This window comes from Epibacterium sp. ABV4_022 (assembly GCF_056159345.1).
The window spans coordinates 2325879-2346839 of record NZ_JBSWVA010000001.1; the positions used below are offsets into that span (position 1 = coordinate 2325879).

Below are 20961 nucleotides of genomic sequence, written 5' to 3' on the forward strand. Positions count from 1 at the left end.
ACACGGAAAACATCACAGTTTCATGACGTTCACCCGCAATTCAAAACACTTCGCGCTGTTGCAGTTTACCTGATCGCAATATCAGCGCCCTAGACAGCAACAGCACGCCCCACCTTCCTTTTTGCGGGATATTCTCATGTTCAAACTGCGCCCCTCGGCCGCCCGTCGCGAGACGTCGCACAGCATCTTCGCCTCGATGAACCTCCGTATCGCGGCCCTTGTTGCGATCTTTTCGCTCATTGTGGCCCTGCCCATCGGGATCCTGGCAGGGGGCCGTCTGGAAACCCAGTCTATGGATGCCCTGCGCACCCTGCAGCTGGAGCTGACCAATATGGCGGCCACCCAGGTGGCGCAGCCGGTGCAGCTTGGCTTTTCCGGCACTGTCGAAAGCCGCCTGGCCTATGTAATCGAACGCGCCGGCGAGAGCTTTGCCTATACCAAGGTCATCAAGGGGGATGGCGTCGTCATGGCCGACATCGGCACGCTTGCACCGGAACGCGCCGAACGCCTGGATGCCGCCGCAACCGCCGTGTTGCAGAGCGGCGAAGCCCAGATCAGCGACAACGGGTTTTCCATCGTCTACCCCATCGCCTCCTCCAAGGGGGCGATCCGCGGCGTTCTCATCATGGTCTGGGATCCGACACCGGTCCAGTCCGCCATCACCGCAGCGCTGATCCGCGATGCGGGCATTGCCGTCGGCCTGATGATCGCGTCGCTGCTGGTGTGTTTTGCGATCCTGAAACGCACGGTCGGGCGTCCCATGGCACAGATTGTCGCAGCTCTGGAGCGGATCGACGCCGGCAATTACGACACCCGCCTGCCGCTGAGCAACCGCCGTGATGAGCTGGGCCGGATTGCCCGTCGAATCATCGCCCTTCAAGACACGCTGGCCGCGGGCCGGGAGACCGAGACCCTGCGCCAGACCGAGCAACAGTCGCAGCTGTTTGCCATCGAGCGCCTGCGCGCCGGGCTGGAGTCGCTGGCCCGCCGCGATCTGACCGTGCAGATGGACGCGCCCCTGGGCGAGGCCTATGAACCGCTGCGCGCCGATTTCAACAGCGCCATCTCCTCGATCGCCGCCGCCCTGTCGCAGGTGCTGGCCACTGCTGGAACCATCCTGACCCGCACCACCAATATCGAGGCCGGATCGGGCAGCCTCTCGCAGCGGATCCAGGCGCAATCGGAGACGTTGGACGAGATTTCCGGCGCGCTTCAGGACCTCACCGCCTCGGTCAACGCCGCCACCGAGGGGGCGCATGCGGTCAACGGCCTCGCCCAGACCGCGGTGCAGGAGGCGCGCACCAATGGCAAGGTGGTGGAAAACGCAATCGCCGCGATGACCGAGATCGAATCCAGCGCCAGCCAGATCGAAACCATCATCAAGGTGATCGACGACATCGCCTTCCAGACCAACCTGCTGGCACTGAACGCCGGTGTCGAAGCGGCGCGCGCAGGCAGCGCCGGGGCCGGATTCGCCGTGGTCGCCAGCGAAGTCCGCGCCCTCGCCCAACGCACTTCAACTGCCGCAACCGAGGTCAAGGGGCTGATCAACACCGCCACCGATCACATCCAGAACGGCGTGACCGAGGTCAACAACACCGGCGACGCGCTGACACAGGTGATCGCCTCGCTGGAGCAGATCTCCAGCCGCATCCAGGATTCAGCCGATGGGTTCGGCAATGATTCCAAACGGCTGGAGACCATCTCGGATCAGCTCAGCGCCCTCGGCCACACCACCAGCGACAATGCGCAAATCCTGGCCGGACAGGTGACAGATGTGCAATCCCTGCGCGGCGACGCCGGTCATCTGGACAGGCTCGTCAACGCCTTCGACCTCGCCCCACTCGGTGCAGACACCGCTCCGCGCACGGCGGAGGTCCCTCGGGCTGCGGCCTGATCCAGCCAACTAACCTGCAAAAGGGCACCGCCCAGGTGCCCTTTTTCCGTTTAACAACAGTCGCATCCACAAAACGGGACCGCGAACTCACTTCCCGGCAAGCACCTGATTCATGCTGACCGAAGGTTGATCGCAGCCCGCTTCGCCAACGATCTTGGCCGGCACCCCGGCCACCGTCTTGCAGGGCGGCACCTCCTGCAGCACCACGGACCCGGCCGCAATCCGCGAGCAATGCCCAACGCGGATATTGCCCAGCACCTTGGCCCCGGCGCCGATCAGCACGCCATCTTCGATCTTGGGGTGGCGGTCCTCTTCTTCCTTGCCGGTGCCGCCCAGCGTCACCGAATGCAGCATCGACACATTGTCCCCCACCACGGCGGTTTCGCCGATGACGATGGAATGGGCGTGGTCGATCATGATCCCCTTGCCGATCTTGGCCGCCGGATGAATGTCGACGCCAAAGATCTCGGAAATCCGCATCTGGAAGAAATAGGCCAGATCCCAGTCGCCCTGCTGCCACAGCCAATGGCCGACACGATAGGCCTGCACCGCCTGATAGCCCTTGAAATAGAGGATCGGCTGCAACAGCCGGTGGCAGGCCGGGTCGCGGTCATAGATCGCCATCAGGTCGGCCCGGGCCGCCTCGACCAGCGCCGGTTCCGCCTCATAGGCGCCATCGACGATCTCGCGCAGGATCACCATCGACATCTCGTTGGAATTGAGCTTGGCCGCAATCCGGTAGCTCAGCGCCTTGTCGAGGGTCTTGTGGTGCAGGATGCAGGCATGAATGAGACCGCCCATCAGGGGCTGCTCAGCAACGGCTGTTTCGGCTTCCTCGGTGATGCGGCCCCAGACGGGGTCGATCTGCCTGACGGCCTTGTGCGTGTCCAACATCGGCGTGGTCCTTCTCGCGCGGGGCATCCGTGTCTTGATCCTCTCCGGCGGGGGTCCCGGCGGATCTGGATCCAGTGAAACTCGCGGTCCCGGCTTATTCCGGGTCCAGTCCCGTCCACACTAGAGATCTAACCTCTCAAATGCCAAGCGCAATCCCGTGATCGCCCCGATCACCGGCGGAAATATGAAAACCCCGCAAAAACCTATGATTTCTCGCCCTTTTACGCCGCGACCGCCGGCGCAATGGCCGATTATCCTACTTGCAAAAAACGAGAATCCACGGCAAAAAGGACCTGCAACCTTATACCATCGAAGTTTCGTCTACCCGACCGCTTTCGACGTTAAGCTGCCGGGTCGCCGCACGTTGCGGGCGACAAAGACCAAAAGGAACTTTGAAAATGGCAAACGGTACCGTGAAGTGGTTCAACTCCACCAAAGGTTACGGCTTTATCGCGGTTGAAGGCCGCTCCAACGACGTGTTCGTGCACATCTCCGCAGTGGAACGCTCCGGTCTGACCGGTCTGGCCGACGGCCAGGCGGTGACCTTCGAGATCCAGTCCGGCCGTGACGGTCGCGAATCCGCAACCGATCTGGCTCTGGCCTGATCGACCACCGGCCTTCGGGCCGGTCTGGTGCGGTGTGGGAGCGCTTAGGCCTCCCCAGCACGGATCATTCCAAGAAAACGCCCCGGCAGCCCTTGGCGCCGGGGCGTTTTTCATCTGCCGCCCGTCATCGCGGTCACCGCATTCAGGGCGATGTGCAGGCAGCGCGCATAGTCGGGATCGCCGGGAAAGGGTTCCGCCGCCAGCGGAAAACAACGCGCCGCCCGATCCAGTGAGCCATCACCCCAGCGCGGGTGGCAGCAGCCAGTGGCCGCGGCCTGACGTCGCGCCCGGCTGGCCCCCAGAAGGATCTGCCGACACAAGGCCACCCTGCGCGGCGCCGGATGCGCCAGCAGGGCCCGCGCCAGGCTGCGCAGGTCTTCCCACAGGATCGGCTGGCGCGGTTTTGGATAATCGCGACACATTCTGATTTGCGGGACTATGCCAGCACCCATTCCGCCACCGGCCCCGCTCCGTAGCGCGCCGAGACCTGCGCCACCTGCACCACATCGCCCGCGCCTGCGCCATCGCTGGCCTGATCCGCCGCGCTGTAGATCCAGTCCGGCGTGGTGACACGCAGATCGCGCAGCACCGTGCTGCCCGCGCGCACCTGCACACGGTAGACCTCGGCCTCTTCGCCCAGTGGTACCTCCTCCAGATCCCAGCTGTCGCCCTCGATACGGGTGCGCCTGATCCAGTGAAACGCCATATCCGCGCCCAACGCGTCAGCGGTGCGCAGATGCACCGGCGCATAGGGACGCAAACCATTGCCGTCAAAGGCCGCCGAGAGCGCCACATAGGATGGATCATCATAGGCGCGCCGCGCCGGACCAAAGCGGTAGTCACGCGACATCCGCCGATCCGTCAGCGCCAGGTCCAGCTGCTCGACCGCTGCATCTATCAGCACCACAAAGGACCCCGCAGGCCAGAGGTCCGGCATCACACCATCGCTGCCGTATTGCCCACGCAGACGGTCCCGGATCAGGTAGCGGTTCGGCGCGATCAACTCGGCGTCTGTGAACTGGATCACCTCCCAGTTCTCCGGGCTGCCGTCGCCGATGGCCAGTCGGTTCGCCCCGCCCAGCACCGACAGAGGCTCGCGGCTCTCCAGCGTGCCCGCGATCAGCTCCACCTCCAGATCCGCGCCGCGATCCCAGCGCCCCACCGGCCCGGCCAGCAGGTCCGTTGTGGTCACCCCAACCGTTGCACGGGCGGGCAGCAATTCTTCGAGCATGAAATCCCCGCCCAGATCCGCACCATAGAGCGCAACCGCGCCCGGCCAGTCCCGCGCCGTGGCACAGACATGCGGTGCATGCGGCACCTCATCCCCGCGCATCAAGGGCAGATCGAGGAACAGCGGCAGCACCGGCACCGGCGCGGCAAAGGCATCATTGCGCGGCAGATCCTCCGGCGTGGCCAGCGGCTGATAGACCACGGGTTCAATGCGCACAACCTCGAGGATCTGCGCCTCGGCCTGCTCCACCCGGTCCACCCGGTAGCGCGCCGCGCCCTCGCCATCCTGCCCCGGCAGGCGCACCACGTCACCCGCCGCAACCTCCAGCGCCCGCGAGGGCGGCAGCGCAAAGCGTGCGGTGTCGCGCGAGATCCGCGCCTCCGCCAGCCAGCGCTGCACCACCTGCCGCCCCTCGGCACGGGTCAAGGCCATGGGCAGGTCATTCTGGCTCACCGCATGGGTGGCCTCATCCGGCAGCACCGCTTCTTCGGCAACGGTGTCATGGCTGCCGCCCCATTCGACAAAGCGCAGCCGCACCCGGCCCATCAGCTCGGCCTCGGGCATGCGGCTTTGTTCCTGATCGCCGTCCATCTCTGGCAGCACCGCCAGCGAGTCCGTCTCCAGATCCAATGCGTTCAGTCCGTCACGCAGGCGGAAGATCAGCGTGCCATCGCGCTCGATCGCGTCGAACCCATGACGCAGCATCAGGGGCTGCAAGGCACTGCGCGCCTCCGCCACGTCATAGACCGCATAGCCGCGCACAATCCCCCAGAGCTGGCTGGCGTCGATCTCCGTCACACCCGCCTCGCGGCAGATCTCCGTCACCACAGAGGCCAGCGTGCGCTGCCCCGCGCGCCCGTTGAGCCAATGCCCGCGCGCGTAATTCTCGCCATCGTCCCAGACCTCCACCCGGTTGGGAAAGGCCGGAAAGGGCCGCGCGTCCCAGGCCCAGACATAGGCATGACTCAGGTCCACCATCGCACCGCCATAGGCGCTGGAGGTCGGGTTATGCGTCGCCTCCTGCCAGTAGGTCAGCTGCGCGCGCAGATATTGCTGCTGGATCAGATCGTCGCGCAAGCCATTGGAGGCACGCGGCAATTTCGATTCAGAGCTTTTCGGATCAAGGAATTTGTTCGGCTCATTGGTGCCCTTGTCGATGGCCGCACAACCCAGTTCCGTGAACCAGATCGGTTTGGATTGAGGCACCCAATCGGTCGCGGTCTCGGACCGCACGCCCCCAATCCGGTCGTGATGCGGCAACGACCACCAGCTGCGGATGTCCTTGTTGCGGTAGATCCACGGCTCATCATAGGCGCCATCGGTGATCGGCGTGCGGATCTGCGCCGCCTCGGCCTCGGGGGAATGGTAATACCAGTCATAGCCCTCGCCGCCCTCGATATTGGCCTTGAGGTAGTCGAGATCATAGATCGCAGGCCACTCCTGCGCGTCGAGGTGGTCCTCGCCCTCGCGCCAGTCGCTGAGCGGCATGTAATTGTCGATGCCGATAAAATCGATCTGCGGGTCGGACCACAGCGGATCGAGGTGAAACAGATGGTCGCCCTCCGGCGTCTGGTAGCCGAAATACTCCGACCAATCCGCCGCATAGCCCAGTTTCACCTCTGCCCCCAAGAGCGCGCGCACCTCACCCACCAGATCCTTCAAACCTTCAACAAAAGGAAAGCCGCTCGCACCCCGGATCTGCGTCAACCCGCGCAGTTCCGAGCCGATGCAGAACGACTCCACGCCGCCCGCCGCCGCGCAAAGCGCTGCGTAATGCAGGATAAAGCGGCGAAAGCTCCACTCATTGGGGCCGTGATAGCTCACCTGCCCACCCGAGATCGCGAAATCGCTGGCCTGAGCGGCGCCGAGAAAATCTGCGACCTCCGCATCCGCGAGCGCAGTGCCATCCGGGCTGCCCGCCAGCCCCGGCGCGGTCGAGAGCGTGATCCGCCCCCGCCATGGCAACACCGGTTGGCCCTCGGCGTTGCTGTAGGGATCGGGCAGATCATTGCCCGCCTGCTGCTCCATCAGGATGAAGGGGTAAAACATCACCCGCTTGCCTTGGGCGTTCAGGTGCTGGATGCCCTGCACCACCGCCTGATCCGCCGGGGTACCACCATAAACGGCTGCGCCCGCGTCCTTGATGACTTCGTCCGCGCTGGCCCGGGTGAGCCCCGCCACCTGCCACGGCATCGAGCCATCAGCGAGCTTCTGTTCCACCTTGGGCGCAAGGGTGCAGTCACCACAGCGCAGGTCATCGCCAAACCAGCACACCACCATGGACACCGCCTCGGCCTGCGGCAGCTCCTCGGACAACGCATCGACCGAGGCCACCAGATCTGTCTCACCCGAGATCTGATTGATATTGGCGGCTTTCTGCGCGCCCGGCCCGTGCTGCATATAGACTGGCTGGCTGGCCAGACTGTATTCGCCCGTGCCGGGGATCAGGGCCACGCCGGGCACGATCTGCGCCAGATCCTGTTCATAAGCCGCGCCCGAGGGCTGCTCCGCGCGCAGCACTTCAAACGAGAACTGCGGCACCCGGTTGCCAAAACGCTCCAGATCGAGGTTTTCGAACACCACATAGGCGGTGCCGCGATAGGCGGGCACCTGGCCCGTGCCCTCCACCGCCTCCATCAGCGGCTCGGGCTGCTGGTCTTTGCTGCCCCGGTAGACGGTCATATTGAGGTCACGCAGCGCCACCTCCTCGCCATCGGCCCAGACGCGCGACACCCGTGTGATCTCGCCCGCGCAGATCGCCACCGCCATCGACAGGCTGTAGGAATAGCTGGTGGTGGTGCGTTTGGGGGCAGAGCCCTTGCCGCCCGAGGATGTGGTGGTTGCGGTCTCGACAAACTCCGTCGCCCAAATCACCTGCCCGCCCAGCCGCATGCGGCCAAAGACCTGCGCCATCGGCTCGCCATCGCTGCCGGTGGTGATGCGAAAGCGGTCGACCTTGCCGGTTTCCACCGCAGCACTGCCACTGCCCAGGAGGCGCTCGTCAATGACCCGACCCAGGGTTGCGCCGACCGCCCGGCCAATGATCGCGGTCGACAGCCCCGCCACAGAGCCGCCAATTGCCCCGCCCACGGCGGACCCTGCCGCCGCCAGTACCAATGTCGCCATGATATGTCCTCCTCAGGGATCGTTGGGGTGGAGAAAGTCCGGGCCACAGCCCGCTCGCTCACTCTGCGGGAAAGGCAAAGCGCGCCACGATGCGGCGCTGCCATGCGGGTGTCAGCGCGCTCTCGACCACGCCATGACCGCTGTAGGCATGGATGAAATGGGACTCGCTGCTTTGCAGGCCGAGGTGTTTGGCCACAGCGCCTCCATGCATGCGAAACAGGATCACCTGACCGGGCGCGGCGTGTTGGACGGGCTGCATATGTCGCAGCGCCGCCCGCCACAGGCGTTCCTCTGTGCCGCGTTCGGCCCAGTCGCGGGTATAGGGCGGTATGGGTTCGGGTTCGCTGCCATATAGGCTGCGCCAGATGCCCCGGATCAGCCCGAGACAATCGCAGCCCGCACCCCGCGTGGCCCCCTGATGCCGATAGGGCGTGCCCAGCCAGTGCCGTGCCACGGCCACCGCCTCTGTGTCGATGTCGCGGCTCATCGGCGGCTGCCGCCGGTGTTCTGACCATTGCGCTTGGGCACCGCGACCATCCAGTCCTCGCCGGGGATGTCGGGAAAGCCCTGATAGTTCACCAGATTGTCGAACTTCAGCCGACAGGTGCTCATGCGCTTGTCACAGCCTGCGGTCAGACGCACCATGTCGCCCGGCTGAACATCGGCGCGGATCGGTTGCCAGAGGGTGATTTCACGGCCCTCGCTCGTGCTGTCCGACCGGATCGGTGCCCACAGACCGGCGCCTGCGCCACTCAGCACGGTGAGCCGCCCGCCGGTGAACCACTCCGGCGCAAACCCATCAAGCGCGCCCCATGTGAAATTCTGCCCCTCGTCGATGTTTTCAACCGACACATCAGTGACATACCCCGCAGTGTTGAGGTCGAATTTACACGCCACATCCCCCAGAACCGCGCTACAGGGCGTCTGAAACACCCGCCCGAGCGGCTGGTTCAATCCTTCGGTCAGGCCCCGCAGCTCCGCCTCAAACGCACCGCCTGCACGGCGGATCTCCCCCAGGGAGCCGCGAAACTGCAAGGCGCGCTGAGTGGTGTCGGCCCAGTTCACCAGCCACGCCCGCACCTCGGCCCCGTCATAGCGCCCGGATTCAATATCCGCCTCGCGCACCGCATCGGAGCTGAGTGCGCCGAGTGCTTCGCTGTTGTCGACCGCAAGCCCGGTGCTCTGCATCAGGCTGCGCGCCGTGAGGCCGGTTCCGGCGCGGAATGTCACGCCGTCAAAGCTCAGATCCCGGTCATGGTCGGTGAAGCCCAGCGTCACGCCGTCTTCGCGGGTCACGGCCCAGGCGCGGCACACCATGGTGGCCCCGGATTTGAGATGCGTGTTCAAGCCTTCGCGATCCATCACACCCGCACCTCCACCACTGGCACATTCGGGGCCTCGCCCGCCTGAAACGACGCCACCGAGGTCTGGATGCGATCCGTGTCAAAGCGGACCGGCACGTCGAACTCAAACCCGGCGCGGATTTCACGTCCAATTTCCGGCACATAGGCCAGCGTCACCAGCCCCGTGGTCAGGTCGAGGTCATAATCCACGCCCTCCACCAGCGCCTCATTGTCGATCCCAAGGCGCACAGTGCCCGCCACGGGTTTGCTGATCGGGCGCAGGTATTCATGCGGGCCGGAGCGGTAGCGTTTGGCCAGCTGAAACCTGTTGGTGTCGCCATCACCGGTGGCGATCAGCTGATCCGCAAACGTCACATCCTGCCCCGGCAGCGATGACGCATAGTCGGTCCAGTCCTTCCACCGAAACCCATGGAGCTGGCCCTGACGGGCCTCAAAGAACGCAATCAACGCGGCAATATCCTCAAGACCGCGCAGGCCAAGCCCCGCATCATAACGCCGCCGCGCATGCGCCCATGGGGTGTTGCGTTCCTCGTGACCATTGGCCAGCGTCACCACATCCGTGCGCCGCTCCGGCCCGCCAACAGAGCCAAAAGAGAGCGTCTCAGGGAAACGAACTTCGTGAAAACTCATGGGCTTACCCTCCTTACCTATTGCGGTTTCCGCGTGCGAGCATGCGGCTCATCTGGGCTGCGATCTGCCCACGGGAGCGCTGGAACCCGGCCACATCGGGGGTGGTGACATTCATCACCACGGTTGGAGATTTGCCGCCGCCTTGCGTCTTCACCCCGAGGCTGCCGTCATGGCCGCGCGCCAGCGGCAGGATCGCCTCTGGCCCCGCTTCGCCCATCAGCCCAAGCCCGCCACGCATCGGGAAATGCGTCGGCGAGGACACCACGCCACCACGCGCAAAGGGCGTGACCTTGCCCTGACTGAAGGCCGCGCCATCGGCAAAGGGCAGGATGCCACCGACCAGCGCGCCGATCCCATCGCTCACCAACCCGCCGAGGTGATCTGTCACCGGACGCATGGCGGAGTTGAAGGTGGTGTTGATCATCGTCTTGGCGAGGCTTTCCAGCGCATCGCTCAGACTGTCGCCATCCACCACCAGATCCTTCATCGCGCGCCGCAGCCCCCGGCTGAGGCCGGTTTCAAAATCCGCCGCATCGGCTTGGGTCGCGGCAAAGGCCGCGCGCACTCGGTCCATCTCGGCGGTGAATTGTGCCGCCATCCCGGCGGCATCGCCAAGGCTGTCCTCCAGCGGCCCCGCCTGGGATTCAAAGTCGGAATCTGTCGTGTTTGCCATGGGTTACTCCGGTTGGTTCACGTCGTTGATCTGATCCGGGAACTGCGTCATCAGATGGCTCAGGCGGTCGCGGTCCATAGGTGGTGTGCTGGCATCAAGGTTCAGCATCAGCCGCAGCTCTGCCGGGGTCAGCTGCCAGAACTCACGCGGGGTCAGCCGCAGCCCCAGCATCCCGGCCCGCATCAGGGCGGGCCAATCGAGCATCGCCACGCGGCTCATGCATCCCCCGCGGGCAGCGCGAAACTCAGCGCCAGCAATTGCGCCGCCACCTTGGTGGCCTGCATCACGCCGCCCTCGATCTCGGCCTGCGCCAGATCTTCGCGGCTGATCTTAGACCCGCCGCCGCGTAGCCCCGCCGCCAGAAGCGCCAGCATGTCGCAAGAGGAAAACCGCCCGGTTTCAAAGCGTTGCACCAGAGAAATCAAGTCGCCCTCGCCCAGTTCCGCCTCCAGTTCCGCCAACGCGCCGAGCGTCAGCTTCAGCATCTGCGGCTGGCCGTTGAGCACCAGTGTCACTTCGCCTGCATAGGGGTTTGCCATGGCTCACACCGCCGTAAAGGTCAGCGCACCGGCGGAGGCCAGCGACAGCTCATAGGTGGCCTCGCCATTGTGGCTGCCCGCGTATTCCAGCGCGGTGACCTGAAACGGCCCCTCGACGGTGCCGAAATCCGGGATCACCACCTGAAACGCCGGGGTCTCACCATCAAAGAACAGCTGCCGCGCGCGCTCGTCGGTGTCTGCATCGCGAAACACACCCGAGCCGGAGAGGTTTGCTGAGCGCACGCCCGCACCGCCCAACAGTTCGCGCCAGCCGCCCGCACTGTCGAGGCTGGTCACATCGACGCTCTCGGCGTTGAAGCTGATACGGGTGGCGCGCAGGCCTGCGATGGTGGTGAAACTGCCGGTGCCGGTCATATCCACCTTGATCAGGAGATCCTTGCCGTTTTGAGCACTCATGGGTGAGATCCTTCTGTTAATGCGTTGAAATTCAGTCAGGAGTCTTCGAGCCGCGCGGAAAACCGCAGCGCGATGGAACGATCCCCGTTGCTCAGCCGTTTGGCGTTGGCGCGGTCAAACCACAGCCCCACCAGATGCCCGCGCGTCAGGGTCAGCGGCGCATCCACCAGAGCGTCGGAGATCGCCGCCGCCGCGCGTTTGGCCGCGCTGAACCCGGCCGCATTGGCGACCACGGTCACGGTAAAGCGATGCAGCGCGCCGCCGCCTGTGACATCGGAGCGGTCCCGCACGCTCTCCGCGCCGAGGGTCACATAGATCCCCGGCAGCGTGCCCGCAGGCAGCATGTCGTAGACCGCCGTGCCCACCTCTGCCGCCAGCGTGGCATCGTTGATCAGATGCTGGTAGACGGCGGTTTGCAGGCTGTGAGACAGCGCATAGGTCATGTGGCCAGCTCCTCTGTTGCGAAACAAATGAGGTAACGCCCGTCCATGTCGCGCTCTGCCACGGCGTCGATCTTGTAGATGCGGCTGCCTTCGCGAAACCGCTGGTCCGGCTTGGGGCGCGCAGAAGATCCCACCGGGGCGGAACGCAGGGTGATCCGATAGCGCTGCAGCGAGACGGAGGTGCCACGTCGGCCACTCTCGCGCCCCGTCAGCGCGTCGACCTCGGCCCAGTGCTGGCCCAGCTCGACCCATGTGATGTCAAATCCCCCGGCGCCATCGCTGGTCGCTTGCGGATCTTCCAGCCGCAATGGGCGGTTCAATCGCGGCGCGCTCATGAGTGCACCTCGTTTCGGGACAGGCTCAGACGCGGCATCCGGTGCCGGTCCAACAGGCTCGCCACGCCAAAGGGCATGCAGCCCGCATGCAGCGAGGTGTCATCGCGATACTCGTAATAATGCGCCGCCAGCAGCATCACCGCCTGCGCGAGATCAGCCGGAAGCGCGTCCCATGTGGCGGCCATCCCGGCGGTAAAGCGGATCACCGCGCCGCCCCCCGAGGGCATCATTGGCCAGACTGCCACGCGCGGCGTCAGGCGCGGAGCATGGGCGTCGGGCGCCAGCGCATAGGCCGCCTCGGGCACCTCCGTCTCCGCGCCGGTCTGGTCCACCATTGCCACCTGCGAGACGTTTGAAACCGGCGCCACCGGCAGCTCCACCACGCGGGGCCAGGCATTGAGCCGCCACTCGTAGTCGCGCGTCAAGAGCGCCTTGTTGGTGCGCGCCTCGATCGCCGCGAGGCTGGCGCGCAAGAAGGCCAGAAGCACCGCGTCCTGCAAGGCCTCCTCGCCAAAGCCGGTGCCCAGACGCAGATGCGCCTTGAAGGCCGCGAGCGGCAAAATGCTGTCGGGCAGCGGGGTCAGTTCGTGCAAAATCATCGGCTCTCTCCGCTGAAAAACTGTCTCCCTCACGCGGTCTCTGCCGCGCCGTCCATTGGACGGGTGCGCACCGGGTCTGCCGCTCGGACGGAGGGAGCAGCTGGACGACAAACCCATGAGGCACGCACCCACCGACGGAGCCGGGCTGCCGGCCCCGTCATCCGGGCCTAAGCGCTCAGCTCAGCCCGAATTTCATCAGCTTGATCGCGGCAAAGTCGCTGACGTCGCCGCCCACCCGCTTGGTGGCGTAAAACAGCACATGCGGCTTGGCGGAGAACGGGTCGCGCAGGACGCGCAGGTCCGGACGTTCGGCAATGGTGTAGCCTGCGCCAAAGTCGCCAAAGGCAATCGACAGGCTGTCAGAGGCCACATCCGGCATATCCTCGGCCACCAGCACCGGATAGCCCATCAGCCGCGCAGGCTCGCCCGCCGCAAGACCATCGGACCACAGGAAGCGGCCATCGGCGTCCTTCAGCTTGCGGATCAGACCGGCGGTTTTGGAGTTCATCACAAAACTCGCCCCGGCGCGGTAGCGCGCGTCCAGCGCATAGACCAGATCGATGATCGCATCCGCCGAGCCGATATCGCCGTCGCTGCCGGTGGCCACATAGCCGATGTTGCCCCAGCTCCAGCTGTCATTGTCCACCGTGGGATGGGTCAGGATGCCGGTGGGCTTGTCCACGCCATCCCCTGAAATAAAGCTCTGCGCCTCGGCGCGGGCGAATTTGTCGGCGATCCGCCCCGCCAGCCAGCCCTCGATGTCAAAGGCGCTGTCATCCAGCAGTCGTTGCGACGCCTTGGGCAGCGCCGAAAGCTCGTGCAGCGGGATCACGATACGGTCAATCGACGGCGTGCCGGTTTCCGTGACCGAGCCGGTCTCGGTGGCCCAGCCCGCGCCCACATCGGAATGGTCGATCAGCACGTCAAACGACGTCGCCTCCACATTGACCACCGAGGCCACCGCGCGGATCGAGGCGGTGGATTGCAGCACCGATTTCACCACATCGGAGGTCTGCGGGTCGACAAGGAAACCGCCATCGGAATTCACCGCCGTCGACATGGCCTTGGTGCCCATATCGAGGCCGCGAAAGCCCTCCTCGTCGCCATGGCGCAGATAGGCTTGCATGGCCTTTTGATGCGGCGCGCCATCGACCTCCGCCGCCGCCAGATGCGGCCGGGCCGCGGTTTGGGTTTTACGATCCAACATGGTCATACGCTCTTCCGTCTGTTTGAGTTTCTCGGTCACGTCGTCTTGGAACCCCTTGAAATGCTGCACGAATTGCGAAACGGCCTGTTTCACTTCCGTGGCCACATTCTGCGGCGGGGTCGCCGCATCCTCGGGCGCGTGGCCCGTGAATGGATGATCTGTCATCTCTGATCCTCTTTCAGGGGTTAGGGTCTGGTGGCCGCGCGCAGGGCGTCCGCGAGGGCGCGCAGGCCCGCATCGGAGGCGTCGGATTTCGCCGCCTCCGCCTCGCGCCGGGCAAGCCGCGACAGCCGGGCCGAGGGCAGCATCGGGAAGGTCACCAGCGACACCTCCCAGAGCTGAAGCTCCTCCAGCCGCCGGTGGCCTTCCTTGTCGCGGGTCGCCTTAACGGTGCGATAGCCGATCGACAGCCCCTCGATGGCCCCGGCGCGCACCAGAGCGGCGGCCTCTGCGCCTTTCTGGGTTTCCGTGAGGAGACGCCCTTTGACGCGCAGGCCGGTGTCGTCCTCAAGGATCTCGTCCCAGACGCCGATGGGGTGGCTCGGGTCATGCTGCCAGAGCATCTTGACCTTGCTGCCGCGCGCCTGATGCGCCGCGAGCGAGGCCGCATAAGCGCCACGGGTGACGATATCCTTGCCCCGATCGGGGGCACCAAAGAGGCTCGCATAGCCTTCGATCACCTCTCCGGCGCTTAGGGACAACGCCTCGCCAAAGCGGGCGAATTTGGTCTCGAGCCGGGGCTCATGATCTGTCAGCATCACGCTCTACCTTTCTGAAGTGTCTTGATTATCGCTCAGGGCAACTGCACCGACAAAAAGCCCTGAAAGGCCTGCGCCAGGATCACGGCGGCAACGCCGTAGACGGTGATCCAGAGCCGTTTTTCCAGCCGCTCCATCATCCGTTCCATCCGATCCAGTCGCCGGTTCAGCGCCTCCTGACGGATTTCACTCACGCGTTCATGGGCACTCAGTCGCTGGCTTGGGGCGCAGTCAAAGGGCGGCAACGGATAGTCAGTCATCCGGCCCCTCCACGCTGCGCGGCGGCAGGCCCAGCATCTGGCGCTTCTCAGACTCGGTCAGGAAATCCGCCTGCGTCACGCGCCGCCACTGCGCCTCGCGTTCAGTGCTGAGGGCCTGCACCTGATCGAGGTCCGGTTTCAGCTCCAGAACCTCGGTGCCAAACCGCGTCAGCCAGTCCGAAAGTTTCGCCGCCACCCGCATCGCCAAGGGCAGCACGGTCAGGCGATAGAACGCCCGGTTGGCCTCCTGATAGTTGGCATAGGTGGCATCGCCCGGAATGCCGAGGAGCATCGGCGGTACCCCAAAGGCCTGCGCAATCTCGCGCGCGGCGCTGTCCTTGGTGCGGTGGAATTCCATATCCGAGGGGCTGAAGCCCATTTGCTTCCAGTCCAGACCGCCCTCCAGCACCATCGGCCGTCCGGCATTGCGCGCGCCTTGGAAATTGGCCTCGATCTCCTCGGAGAGGCGGCGGAACTGGTCGTCGCCCATCTGCCCCAGCCCGTCCGATCCGGTCCAGACCAGCGCGCCGGAGGGTTGCGCGGCATTGTCCAGCAGGGATTTTGACCAGCGCGCGGCGGCGCTATGTACCTCGACCGCGGTGGCGGCAGCTTGAAGCGGCGCCAGACCGTAGTGATCGTCGAGCGGATGAAAGCTCTTGAGGTGGCAGATCGCCGGGCGTGCGGGATCTATCGCAAAGCGATGCGTCTTGCCGCCCACCGCATAGTCATAGCCCACCGGCCAGCCATCCCCCCCCGGCACCACCCGCATGCGATCCGGGCGCAGGATGTGCAGTTCCACCGGCCAGCCCTGATCAGAGGCGACCGCCTCGATATAGGCATTGCCCGACAGGAGCAGGTTGGCATAGAGCGCCTCCAGCATCTCGGCCCGTGCCTGCGCCGCATTGGGGCGCGACAGCAGCGAGAGCAGCGGGTGGCTGTCATACCGCGCATCCGTGCTCTGCAGCACCAAAGGCAGCGCGGCGGCGGCCTCGGCGATGAGTTTCACCGCGCGGTGGCCAACCGGGTTGCCCAGAAACCCTGCGCGGGTCAGAGAGACCGTGTCACGCGGCCCCCAGGCGGCCTGCGTGCCATTGCCCATCGGCAGCACCCGCGCCGCAGCGCTGGCCTTTTGCGACGGGGCCGCAGCCGCCGTCTGATCCACTCGCCCCGTCTTGCGTCGCAGCAGGTCAAAGACCATGGTGCACTCCTTTGCCGTTCCGGTTTCGCCTTGGGCCGATGCCCGTCGTGTTGGGAAACAATCTGCCACAGGGATTTGAACATCCCGCCAGCAGGGCGTGCGCCGGGGGCGCAACACCTGACGTCAAGTCTCTGATAGAAAAGCAAAACGCCCGCGCGAGGCGGGCGTTTCATCGGAGAGTTCAAAGGACAGCCCCTGACCCTGGGTGGGGGTAAAGCCCCCTCCCGTGGGCAGGGTCGGGGGCTGGCCGACCTGACGGCCGGACGGATCGCGCGGGCGTTCGGATTACAGGCGGCGGATCTTGGGGCAGCGATGCTGCTCTGCCGGGCCGATAATCAGCGCATGCAGCGCCCAGACCAGCGCATCCACACGGTCGGGAGAGCCATCGCCGCGATATCCCTGCGCCGTCATCAGGCACATCTGCTCCTCCAGCTCTTGCAGGCCCGGTGCATGATGCACGCGCCCCTGTTCATAGAGCGCCGCGACGGGTTCGGCACGCGCAGCCTTGCCTGTGCTGGCGTGGACCGGCGTAAAGGGCACCAGGGGATCAACCTGCCGCAATACGGTGCCCACCAATGCCCCGCCCTGATTGACCTCGGCCACCAGTCGCTCGGCCCGATAGGCGTCGCGCGCGGCAATGGCGGCGCGCGCCCAGCCGGTGGGCCCCAGCCCCTGCACCGTGTGATCGGCCAGCACATAGGCGCGCCACTCGGAAATCGGCCCCTGTGTCTGCGCCCCGGCGACAATGATACCGCAGGCATCAGAGCCCTTATGCGCACTCACCGACGGGTCCACCGCCACCACGATCCGATCAAGGGGCGGCCTGTCGCGACGCTGGAGCTGCTCCAGCATGCCAGAGGTCCAGAGTGCGCCATCCACATCCGCCAGCATTACGCCGTCCAGCTCTTGCCGCGCCAGTCGCGATCCACCGTAGCGCGCCCGCACTTCTGTCAGGAAACTGGGCGCGAGGTTGGCGCGGTTGGCCTCGGTGGGCGCATGGGTGGTGACGGTCGAGGGGCTCTCCAGCAGCTGTTTCAGCAGCGGCACATTGCGCGGGGTGGTGGTCACACAGACGCGCGGGGCCGCGCCTAAACGCAGGGCGAATTGCAGCATATCCCAGGCATCCTGAGCGCGGCGCCACTTCGCCAGCTCGTCCACCCAGGCGGCGTCAAACTGCGGCCCGCGCAGCGCCTCGGGGTCAGAAGCAGAAAACGCCTGCGCGGTGGCCCCATTGGGCCAGACCAGCCTGCGCTCGCCCGCGCGCCACTCCGGGCGGCGGTCCGGCGGCGAGCAGGCGAGGATGCCGCTGTCGCCATGGATCATCACGTCGCGCACCTGATCGTAGGTCTCGCCGACCAGCGCCATGCGACGCGCGCGACCGATGCCAAAAGGCTCTGCCCCCTCGACCTCGGACCGCACCCATTCGGCACCGGCACGGGTCTTGCCCGCCCCGCGCCCGCCCAGGATCACCCAGGCGCGCCACTCGCCCGCAGGCGCGCATTGATGCGGAAGCGCCCAGAGATCGAACACATAGGGCATCGCCGCCAGGGTGTGGTCATCCATCTCCTCCAGCCAGATCTGCGTCATGAAGCGCGGCACGGAGGCCAGCCAAGCGGCGCTCGATCTCATCGCGGGCGGCACAGAGGTCGAAAGCCACCATGCGGGCGGCACCAGGGGCGTCTTTGCGGTCGACAAGGGTTTTCTCCACTTTCTGGATGTCACGGATCAGGCCATCGAGCTTGGCAATCTGCGGCTTGAGCTGCGCGGTGTCGGGGTTGATGTCCTGTTCCGCCTCGAACTGGGCGAGGTAATCCTCACTGATCCGGCGCGCACGCCGCAGGCTGTCGTGCAGAGAGCGCAAGAGATCAGAGCTGATCTCCATCAGCTCTTCGGGCGTCTGTGATGTCATGGGGGTACGGCCTCGTCTCAGAACGATCCGTTGGGAGAAACGGGAGGCCAGGATCAGAGACCCGTCCAGGTCCGCCGATCCTTGCCCCCACGTTTTCCAGCTGCCGGGGAAGGTTTTAGCGCAGACGGATGAACATCACGTCAGACCGGCGTGCGCCCGGGGCGCAACGGCCACGGCTTGTGCTTAGGCGCCCCCGCACAAGCCAGGCGCTGGCAAAGAAAAAGGGGGGCCGTGCCCCCCTTTGATGTCGTCTCAGTTGTTGTTGCGTTGCGCTTCGATCTCGCGCCACTTGGCCACGTTGCGGTTGTGCTCTTCGAGCGTTTCCGCAAAGGCATGGCCACCGGTGCCATCGGCGACAAAGAACACATAGTCGGTCTGTTCCGGGTTCACTGCCGCCACCAGGCTCTCAAGCCCCGGGTTGGCGATAGGCGTCGGTGGCAGACCTTCGATCACATAGGTGTTCCAGGGCGTGACACCGCGCAGTTCGCTCTGACGCAGCCCCCGGCCCAGCACGCCCTCGCCCTTGGTGACGCCATAGATCACCGTGGGGTCGGTTTGCAGGCGCATGCCGCGCTTCAGGCGGTTGGTGAACACCGAGGCCACCACGCCGCGTTCTTCGGCAATACCGGTTTCCTTCTCGATGATCGAGGCCAGGATCAGCATCTCCTCAGGCGTTTCGACGGCCGCATCGGGGCTGCGCGCCTCCCATGCGTCGGCGATCCGCTGGTTCTGGCGGGCTTTCATCTCCGTCAGGATCGCTTCGCGCCGGGTGCCGGGGCGGATTTCATAGCTGTCCGGCGCCAAGCTGCCTTCCTCCGGGCGGCGACCGGGGTCGCCTTCGAGGATGTCCATCGCCTTGAGCGATTCCACCACCTGCCAGCTGGTCACACCTTCGGCCAGCGCAATGCGGTAGCGGGTGTCGGCCTCGGCCTTCTTCTCGGTATAGACCGCCGGGGTCTCATCAACGCCGGGCACAAACTCCGCCCGCTCCACAAAAGCGTTGGTGGCGGGGTCAAGCTCGCGCACCTCGGCCAACACGCGAGTCACGCCGACGCGATAGACGATCTCGGTGCCACAGGTGGAAGCGCCGCCGCGGGTGATCTGATCGACGATCCCCTCCATCGAGGCGCCGGGTTCGACCAGAAAGCTGCCCGCTTTCAGGTCCTGCGCCTTGTCGGAGTATTTGACGCCGATGCGGAAAATCGCGCCGGAGGTCACCGCGCCCTGCTCTTCCAGATCGCGGCTGACGCGCGACATGTTCGATCCGGGCTGCACGCGCAGGCAGATGGCCTCCGCCAGCGGTCCATCGGAGGTGTATTCATTCTTGCCCCACAGGATCACACCCGCGAAGAGGAACAGGCCGACGATCAGGATCGTCAGCATGTTCGAGGCCAGGCTGCGCCACATGTCAGTCGCTCACTTTCCCGAAGACCACCGAAGCATTGGTGCCGCCAAAGCCGAAGGAGTTCGACAGCGCCACGTTGATCTCGCGTTCGCGTTTTGCATTGGGGGCCAGGTCGACCGGGGTCTCCACCGCGGGGGTGTCGAGATTGATGGTCGGCGGCGCCACCTGATCGCGGATCGCGAGGATGGAGAAGATCGCCTCGATCGCGCCCGCCGCACCCAGGAGGTGGCCGGTGGCGGATTTGGTCGAGGACATGGTGGCGTTCTGCGCATGATCGCCCAGCAGACGCTCGACCGCGCCCAGCTCGATGGTATCCGCCATGGTGGAGGTGCCATGCGCGTTGATATAGTCGATGTCCGACGCGCTCAAACCCGCGTTGGCCAGTGCTGCGCGCATCGAGCGTTCGCCGCCCTCGCCGTCCTCGGAGGGGGCGGTGATGTGGTAGGCATCGCCCGACAGGCCGTAGCCCAGAACCTCGCCGTAAATCTTGGCGCCGCGTGCCTTGGCGTGTTCGTATTCCTCCAGCACCACGATGCCGGCGCCCTCGCCCATGACAAAACCGTCACGGTCCGCGTCATAGGGGCGCGATGCCTTGGTGGGATCATCAGCATATTTGGTCGACAGCGCCTTGCAGGCGTTGAAGCCCGCGATGCCGATCTCGCAGATCGCCGCCTCGGCACCGCCTGCGATCATCACGTCCGCGTCGCCGGATTTGATCAAGCGGGAGGCGTCGCCAATGGCATGCGCACCGGTGGAACAGGCGGTCACGACCGAGTGGTTCGGCCCTTTAAAGCCGTGACGGATGGAGACCTGACCGGAAATCAGGTTGATCAGCGCGCCGGGGATAAAGAAGGGAGAGACGCGACGCGGGCCCTTTTCCTTGATCATCACGGCGGTGTCGGCGATGGAGCTGAGCCCACCAATGCCGGAGCCGATCATCACGCCGGTGCGCAGGAGGCTTTCCTCGTCCTCGGGGGTCCAGCCCGCATCCTTGACCGCCATTTCCGCGGCAGCAATGCCGTAGAGGATGAAGTCGTCGATCTTCTTCTGGTCTTTCTTCACCACCCAGTCATCGGGGTTGAAGGTGCCCTCGGTGCCATCACCGCGCGGCACTTCGCAGGCATAGGTGGTGGTGACACCGCTGGCCTCTGCATCAAAGAGGGTGATCGGACCGGCGCCGGACTGCCCGTCCAGGAGCCGCGACCAGGTTTCCTCGACCCCGGATGCCAGGGGGGTCACCAGGCCCAGTCCGGTAACAACTACTCGACGCATTCCTTGCTCTCCTTAGCGCTTCAGCAATTCGTCCATCCAATTACCTTGGAATGGCCAAAATGTGCAAGAGCGGGAAGCCCGCCGCGCTTTTCGGGCAGATTTGCGTAAAATCTCGGCGAGTTTTCCACAGGGTGTAAGGCTTTGGTAAGCTTGATGTCGGACAGTGGTCCTTGGACGAAGCAAAGAACCAGGGTTCCCC

The 20961-nt window shown here is 65.2% G+C and carries 23 protein-coding genes; 2 read left to right on the forward strand and 21 right to left on the reverse strand.

From position 1 onward, the window contains the following. Positions 1-136: 136 nt before the first annotated feature. Positions 137-1897, forward strand: a complete 1761-nt coding sequence (locus ACXAF5_RS10940) for a methyl-accepting chemotaxis protein (RefSeq protein ID WP_474946598.1) — start codon at positions 137-139, stop codon at positions 1895-1897. Between the two features lie 87 nt (positions 1898-1984). Here the strand turns inward: ACXAF5_RS10940 and cysE are convergent, their stop codons facing one another. Further along, positions 1985-2791 carry a serine O-acetyltransferase gene (gene cysE / locus ACXAF5_RS10945; protein WP_239319782.1) on the reverse strand — a complete coding sequence of 269 codons (807 nt, stop codon included), beginning with the start codon at positions 2789-2791 and terminating at the stop codon, positions 1985-1987. A 398-nt stretch (positions 2792-3189) separates the two neighbouring features. Between cysE and ACXAF5_RS10950 the strand changes: the two genes are divergently transcribed. Then, positions 3190-3396 carry a cold-shock protein gene (locus ACXAF5_RS10950; RefSeq protein WP_011538414.1) on the forward strand — a complete coding sequence of 69 codons (207 nt, stop codon included), beginning with the start codon at positions 3190-3192 and terminating at the stop codon, positions 3394-3396. A gap of 110 nt (positions 3397-3506) precedes the next feature. Here the strand turns inward: ACXAF5_RS10950 and ACXAF5_RS10955 are convergent, their stop codons facing one another. From ACXAF5_RS10955 to fabF, 20 genes are all read right to left on the reverse strand, one after another. After that, positions 3507-3818: a DUF7742 family protein gene (locus tag ACXAF5_RS10955; protein ID WP_474946599.1), complete on the reverse strand. Its 312-nt coding sequence runs from the start codon at positions 3816-3818 to the stop codon at positions 3507-3509. 14 nt (positions 3819-3832) lie between these two features. Continuing rightward, complete coding sequence (locus tag ACXAF5_RS10960) at positions 3833-7753, reverse strand: baseplate multidomain protein megatron (RefSeq protein WP_474946600.1); 3921 nt, start codon at positions 7751-7753, stop codon at positions 3833-3835. A 58-nt stretch (positions 7754-7811) separates the two neighbouring features. Beyond that, the gene (locus ACXAF5_RS10965) at positions 7812-8240 is read right to left on the reverse strand and encodes an NlpC/P60 family protein (protein ID WP_474946601.1); all 429 of its coding nucleotides are present in this window, start codon (positions 8238-8240) and stop codon (positions 7812-7814) included. Beyond that, positions 8237-9115, reverse strand: coding sequence for a DUF2163 domain-containing protein (locus ACXAF5_RS10970; protein ID WP_474946602.1), 879 nt, complete (start codon positions 9113-9115; stop codon positions 8237-8239). Before ACXAF5_RS10970 ends, ACXAF5_RS10965 begins: the two co-directional genes overlap by 4 nt. Further along, the gene (locus ACXAF5_RS10975; RefSeq protein WP_474946603.1) at positions 9115-9747 is read right to left on the reverse strand and encodes a phage distal tail protein, Rcc01695 family; all 633 of its coding nucleotides are present in this window, start codon (positions 9745-9747) and stop codon (positions 9115-9117) included. Before ACXAF5_RS10975 ends, ACXAF5_RS10970 begins: the two co-directional genes overlap by 1 nt. Before the next feature lie 13 nt (positions 9748-9760). Beyond that, on the reverse strand, positions 9761-10420 hold the full coding sequence (locus ACXAF5_RS10980) for a phage tail tape measure protein (RefSeq protein ID WP_046002130.1): 660 nt from the start codon (positions 10418-10420) through the stop codon (positions 9761-9763). A 3-nt stretch (positions 10421-10423) separates the two neighbouring features. After that, complete coding sequence (locus tag ACXAF5_RS10985) at positions 10424-10639, reverse strand: rcc01693 family protein (RefSeq protein WP_474946604.1); 216 nt, start codon at positions 10637-10639, stop codon at positions 10424-10426. Further along, complete coding sequence (locus ACXAF5_RS10990) at positions 10636-10959, reverse strand: gene transfer agent family protein (protein WP_474946605.1); 324 nt, start codon at positions 10957-10959, stop codon at positions 10636-10638. Before ACXAF5_RS10990 ends, ACXAF5_RS10985 begins: the two co-directional genes overlap by 4 nt. Positions 10960-10962: 3 nt before the next feature. Further along, positions 10963-11376, reverse strand: a complete 414-nt coding sequence (locus ACXAF5_RS10995; protein ID WP_009178857.1) for a phage major tail protein, TP901-1 family — start codon at positions 11374-11376, stop codon at positions 10963-10965. 35 nt (positions 11377-11411) lie between these two features. Beyond that, positions 11412-11819 carry a DUF3168 domain-containing protein gene (locus ACXAF5_RS11000; protein ID WP_474946606.1) on the reverse strand — a complete coding sequence of 136 codons (408 nt, stop codon included), beginning with the start codon at positions 11817-11819 and terminating at the stop codon, positions 11412-11414. Continuing rightward, positions 11816-12154: a head-tail adaptor protein gene (locus tag ACXAF5_RS11005; RefSeq protein WP_474946607.1), complete on the reverse strand. Its 339-nt coding sequence runs from the start codon at positions 12152-12154 to the stop codon at positions 11816-11818. Before ACXAF5_RS11005 ends, ACXAF5_RS11000 begins: the two co-directional genes overlap by 4 nt. Next, positions 12151-12753, reverse strand: a complete 603-nt coding sequence (locus ACXAF5_RS11010) for a head-tail connector protein (protein WP_474946608.1) — start codon at positions 12751-12753, stop codon at positions 12151-12153. The genes ACXAF5_RS11005 and ACXAF5_RS11010 overlap by 4 nt, the downstream gene beginning before the upstream one ends. A 175-nt stretch (positions 12754-12928) precedes the next feature. Beyond that, positions 12929-14125 (reverse strand): phage major capsid protein, encoded by a 1197-nt coding sequence (locus ACXAF5_RS11015; RefSeq protein ID WP_065323682.1) that lies wholly within the window; start codon positions 14123-14125, stop codon positions 12929-12931. A 20-nt stretch (positions 14126-14145) separates the two neighbouring features. Further along, positions 14146-14718 (reverse strand): HK97 family phage prohead protease, encoded by a 573-nt coding sequence (locus ACXAF5_RS11020; protein ID WP_474946609.1) that lies wholly within the window; start codon positions 14716-14718, stop codon positions 14146-14148. 35 nt (positions 14719-14753) lie between these two features. Continuing rightward, positions 14754-14978, reverse strand: coding sequence for a GTA head formation protein, RCAP_rcc01685 family (locus ACXAF5_RS11025; RefSeq protein ID WP_005685939.1), 225 nt, complete (start codon positions 14976-14978; stop codon positions 14754-14756). Next, complete coding sequence (locus ACXAF5_RS11030; protein WP_474946610.1) at positions 14971-16176, reverse strand: phage portal protein; 1206 nt, start codon at positions 16174-16176, stop codon at positions 14971-14973. The genes ACXAF5_RS11025 and ACXAF5_RS11030 overlap by 8 nt, the downstream gene beginning before the upstream one ends. Before the next feature lie 285 nt (positions 16177-16461). Further along, complete coding sequence (locus ACXAF5_RS11035) at positions 16462-17763, reverse strand: DNA-packaging protein (protein WP_474946611.1); 1302 nt, start codon at positions 17761-17763, stop codon at positions 16462-16464. Then, entirely contained in the window at positions 17732-18085 is a 354-nt protein-coding gene (locus tag ACXAF5_RS11040) for a ubiquitin family protein (protein WP_474946612.1), read from the reverse strand. Before ACXAF5_RS11040 ends, ACXAF5_RS11035 begins: the two co-directional genes overlap by 32 nt. 252 nt (positions 18086-18337) lie before the next feature. Next, positions 18338-19492 (reverse strand): endolytic transglycosylase MltG, encoded by a 1155-nt coding sequence (gene mltG, locus ACXAF5_RS11045; protein ID WP_474946613.1) that lies wholly within the window; start codon positions 19490-19492, stop codon positions 18338-18340. A gap of 1 nt (position 19493) precedes the next feature. Then, on the reverse strand, positions 19494-20762 hold the full coding sequence (gene fabF, locus ACXAF5_RS11050; protein WP_474946614.1) for a beta-ketoacyl-ACP synthase II: 1269 nt from the start codon (positions 20760-20762) through the stop codon (positions 19494-19496). Between the last annotated feature and the right edge of the window lie 199 nt (positions 20763-20961).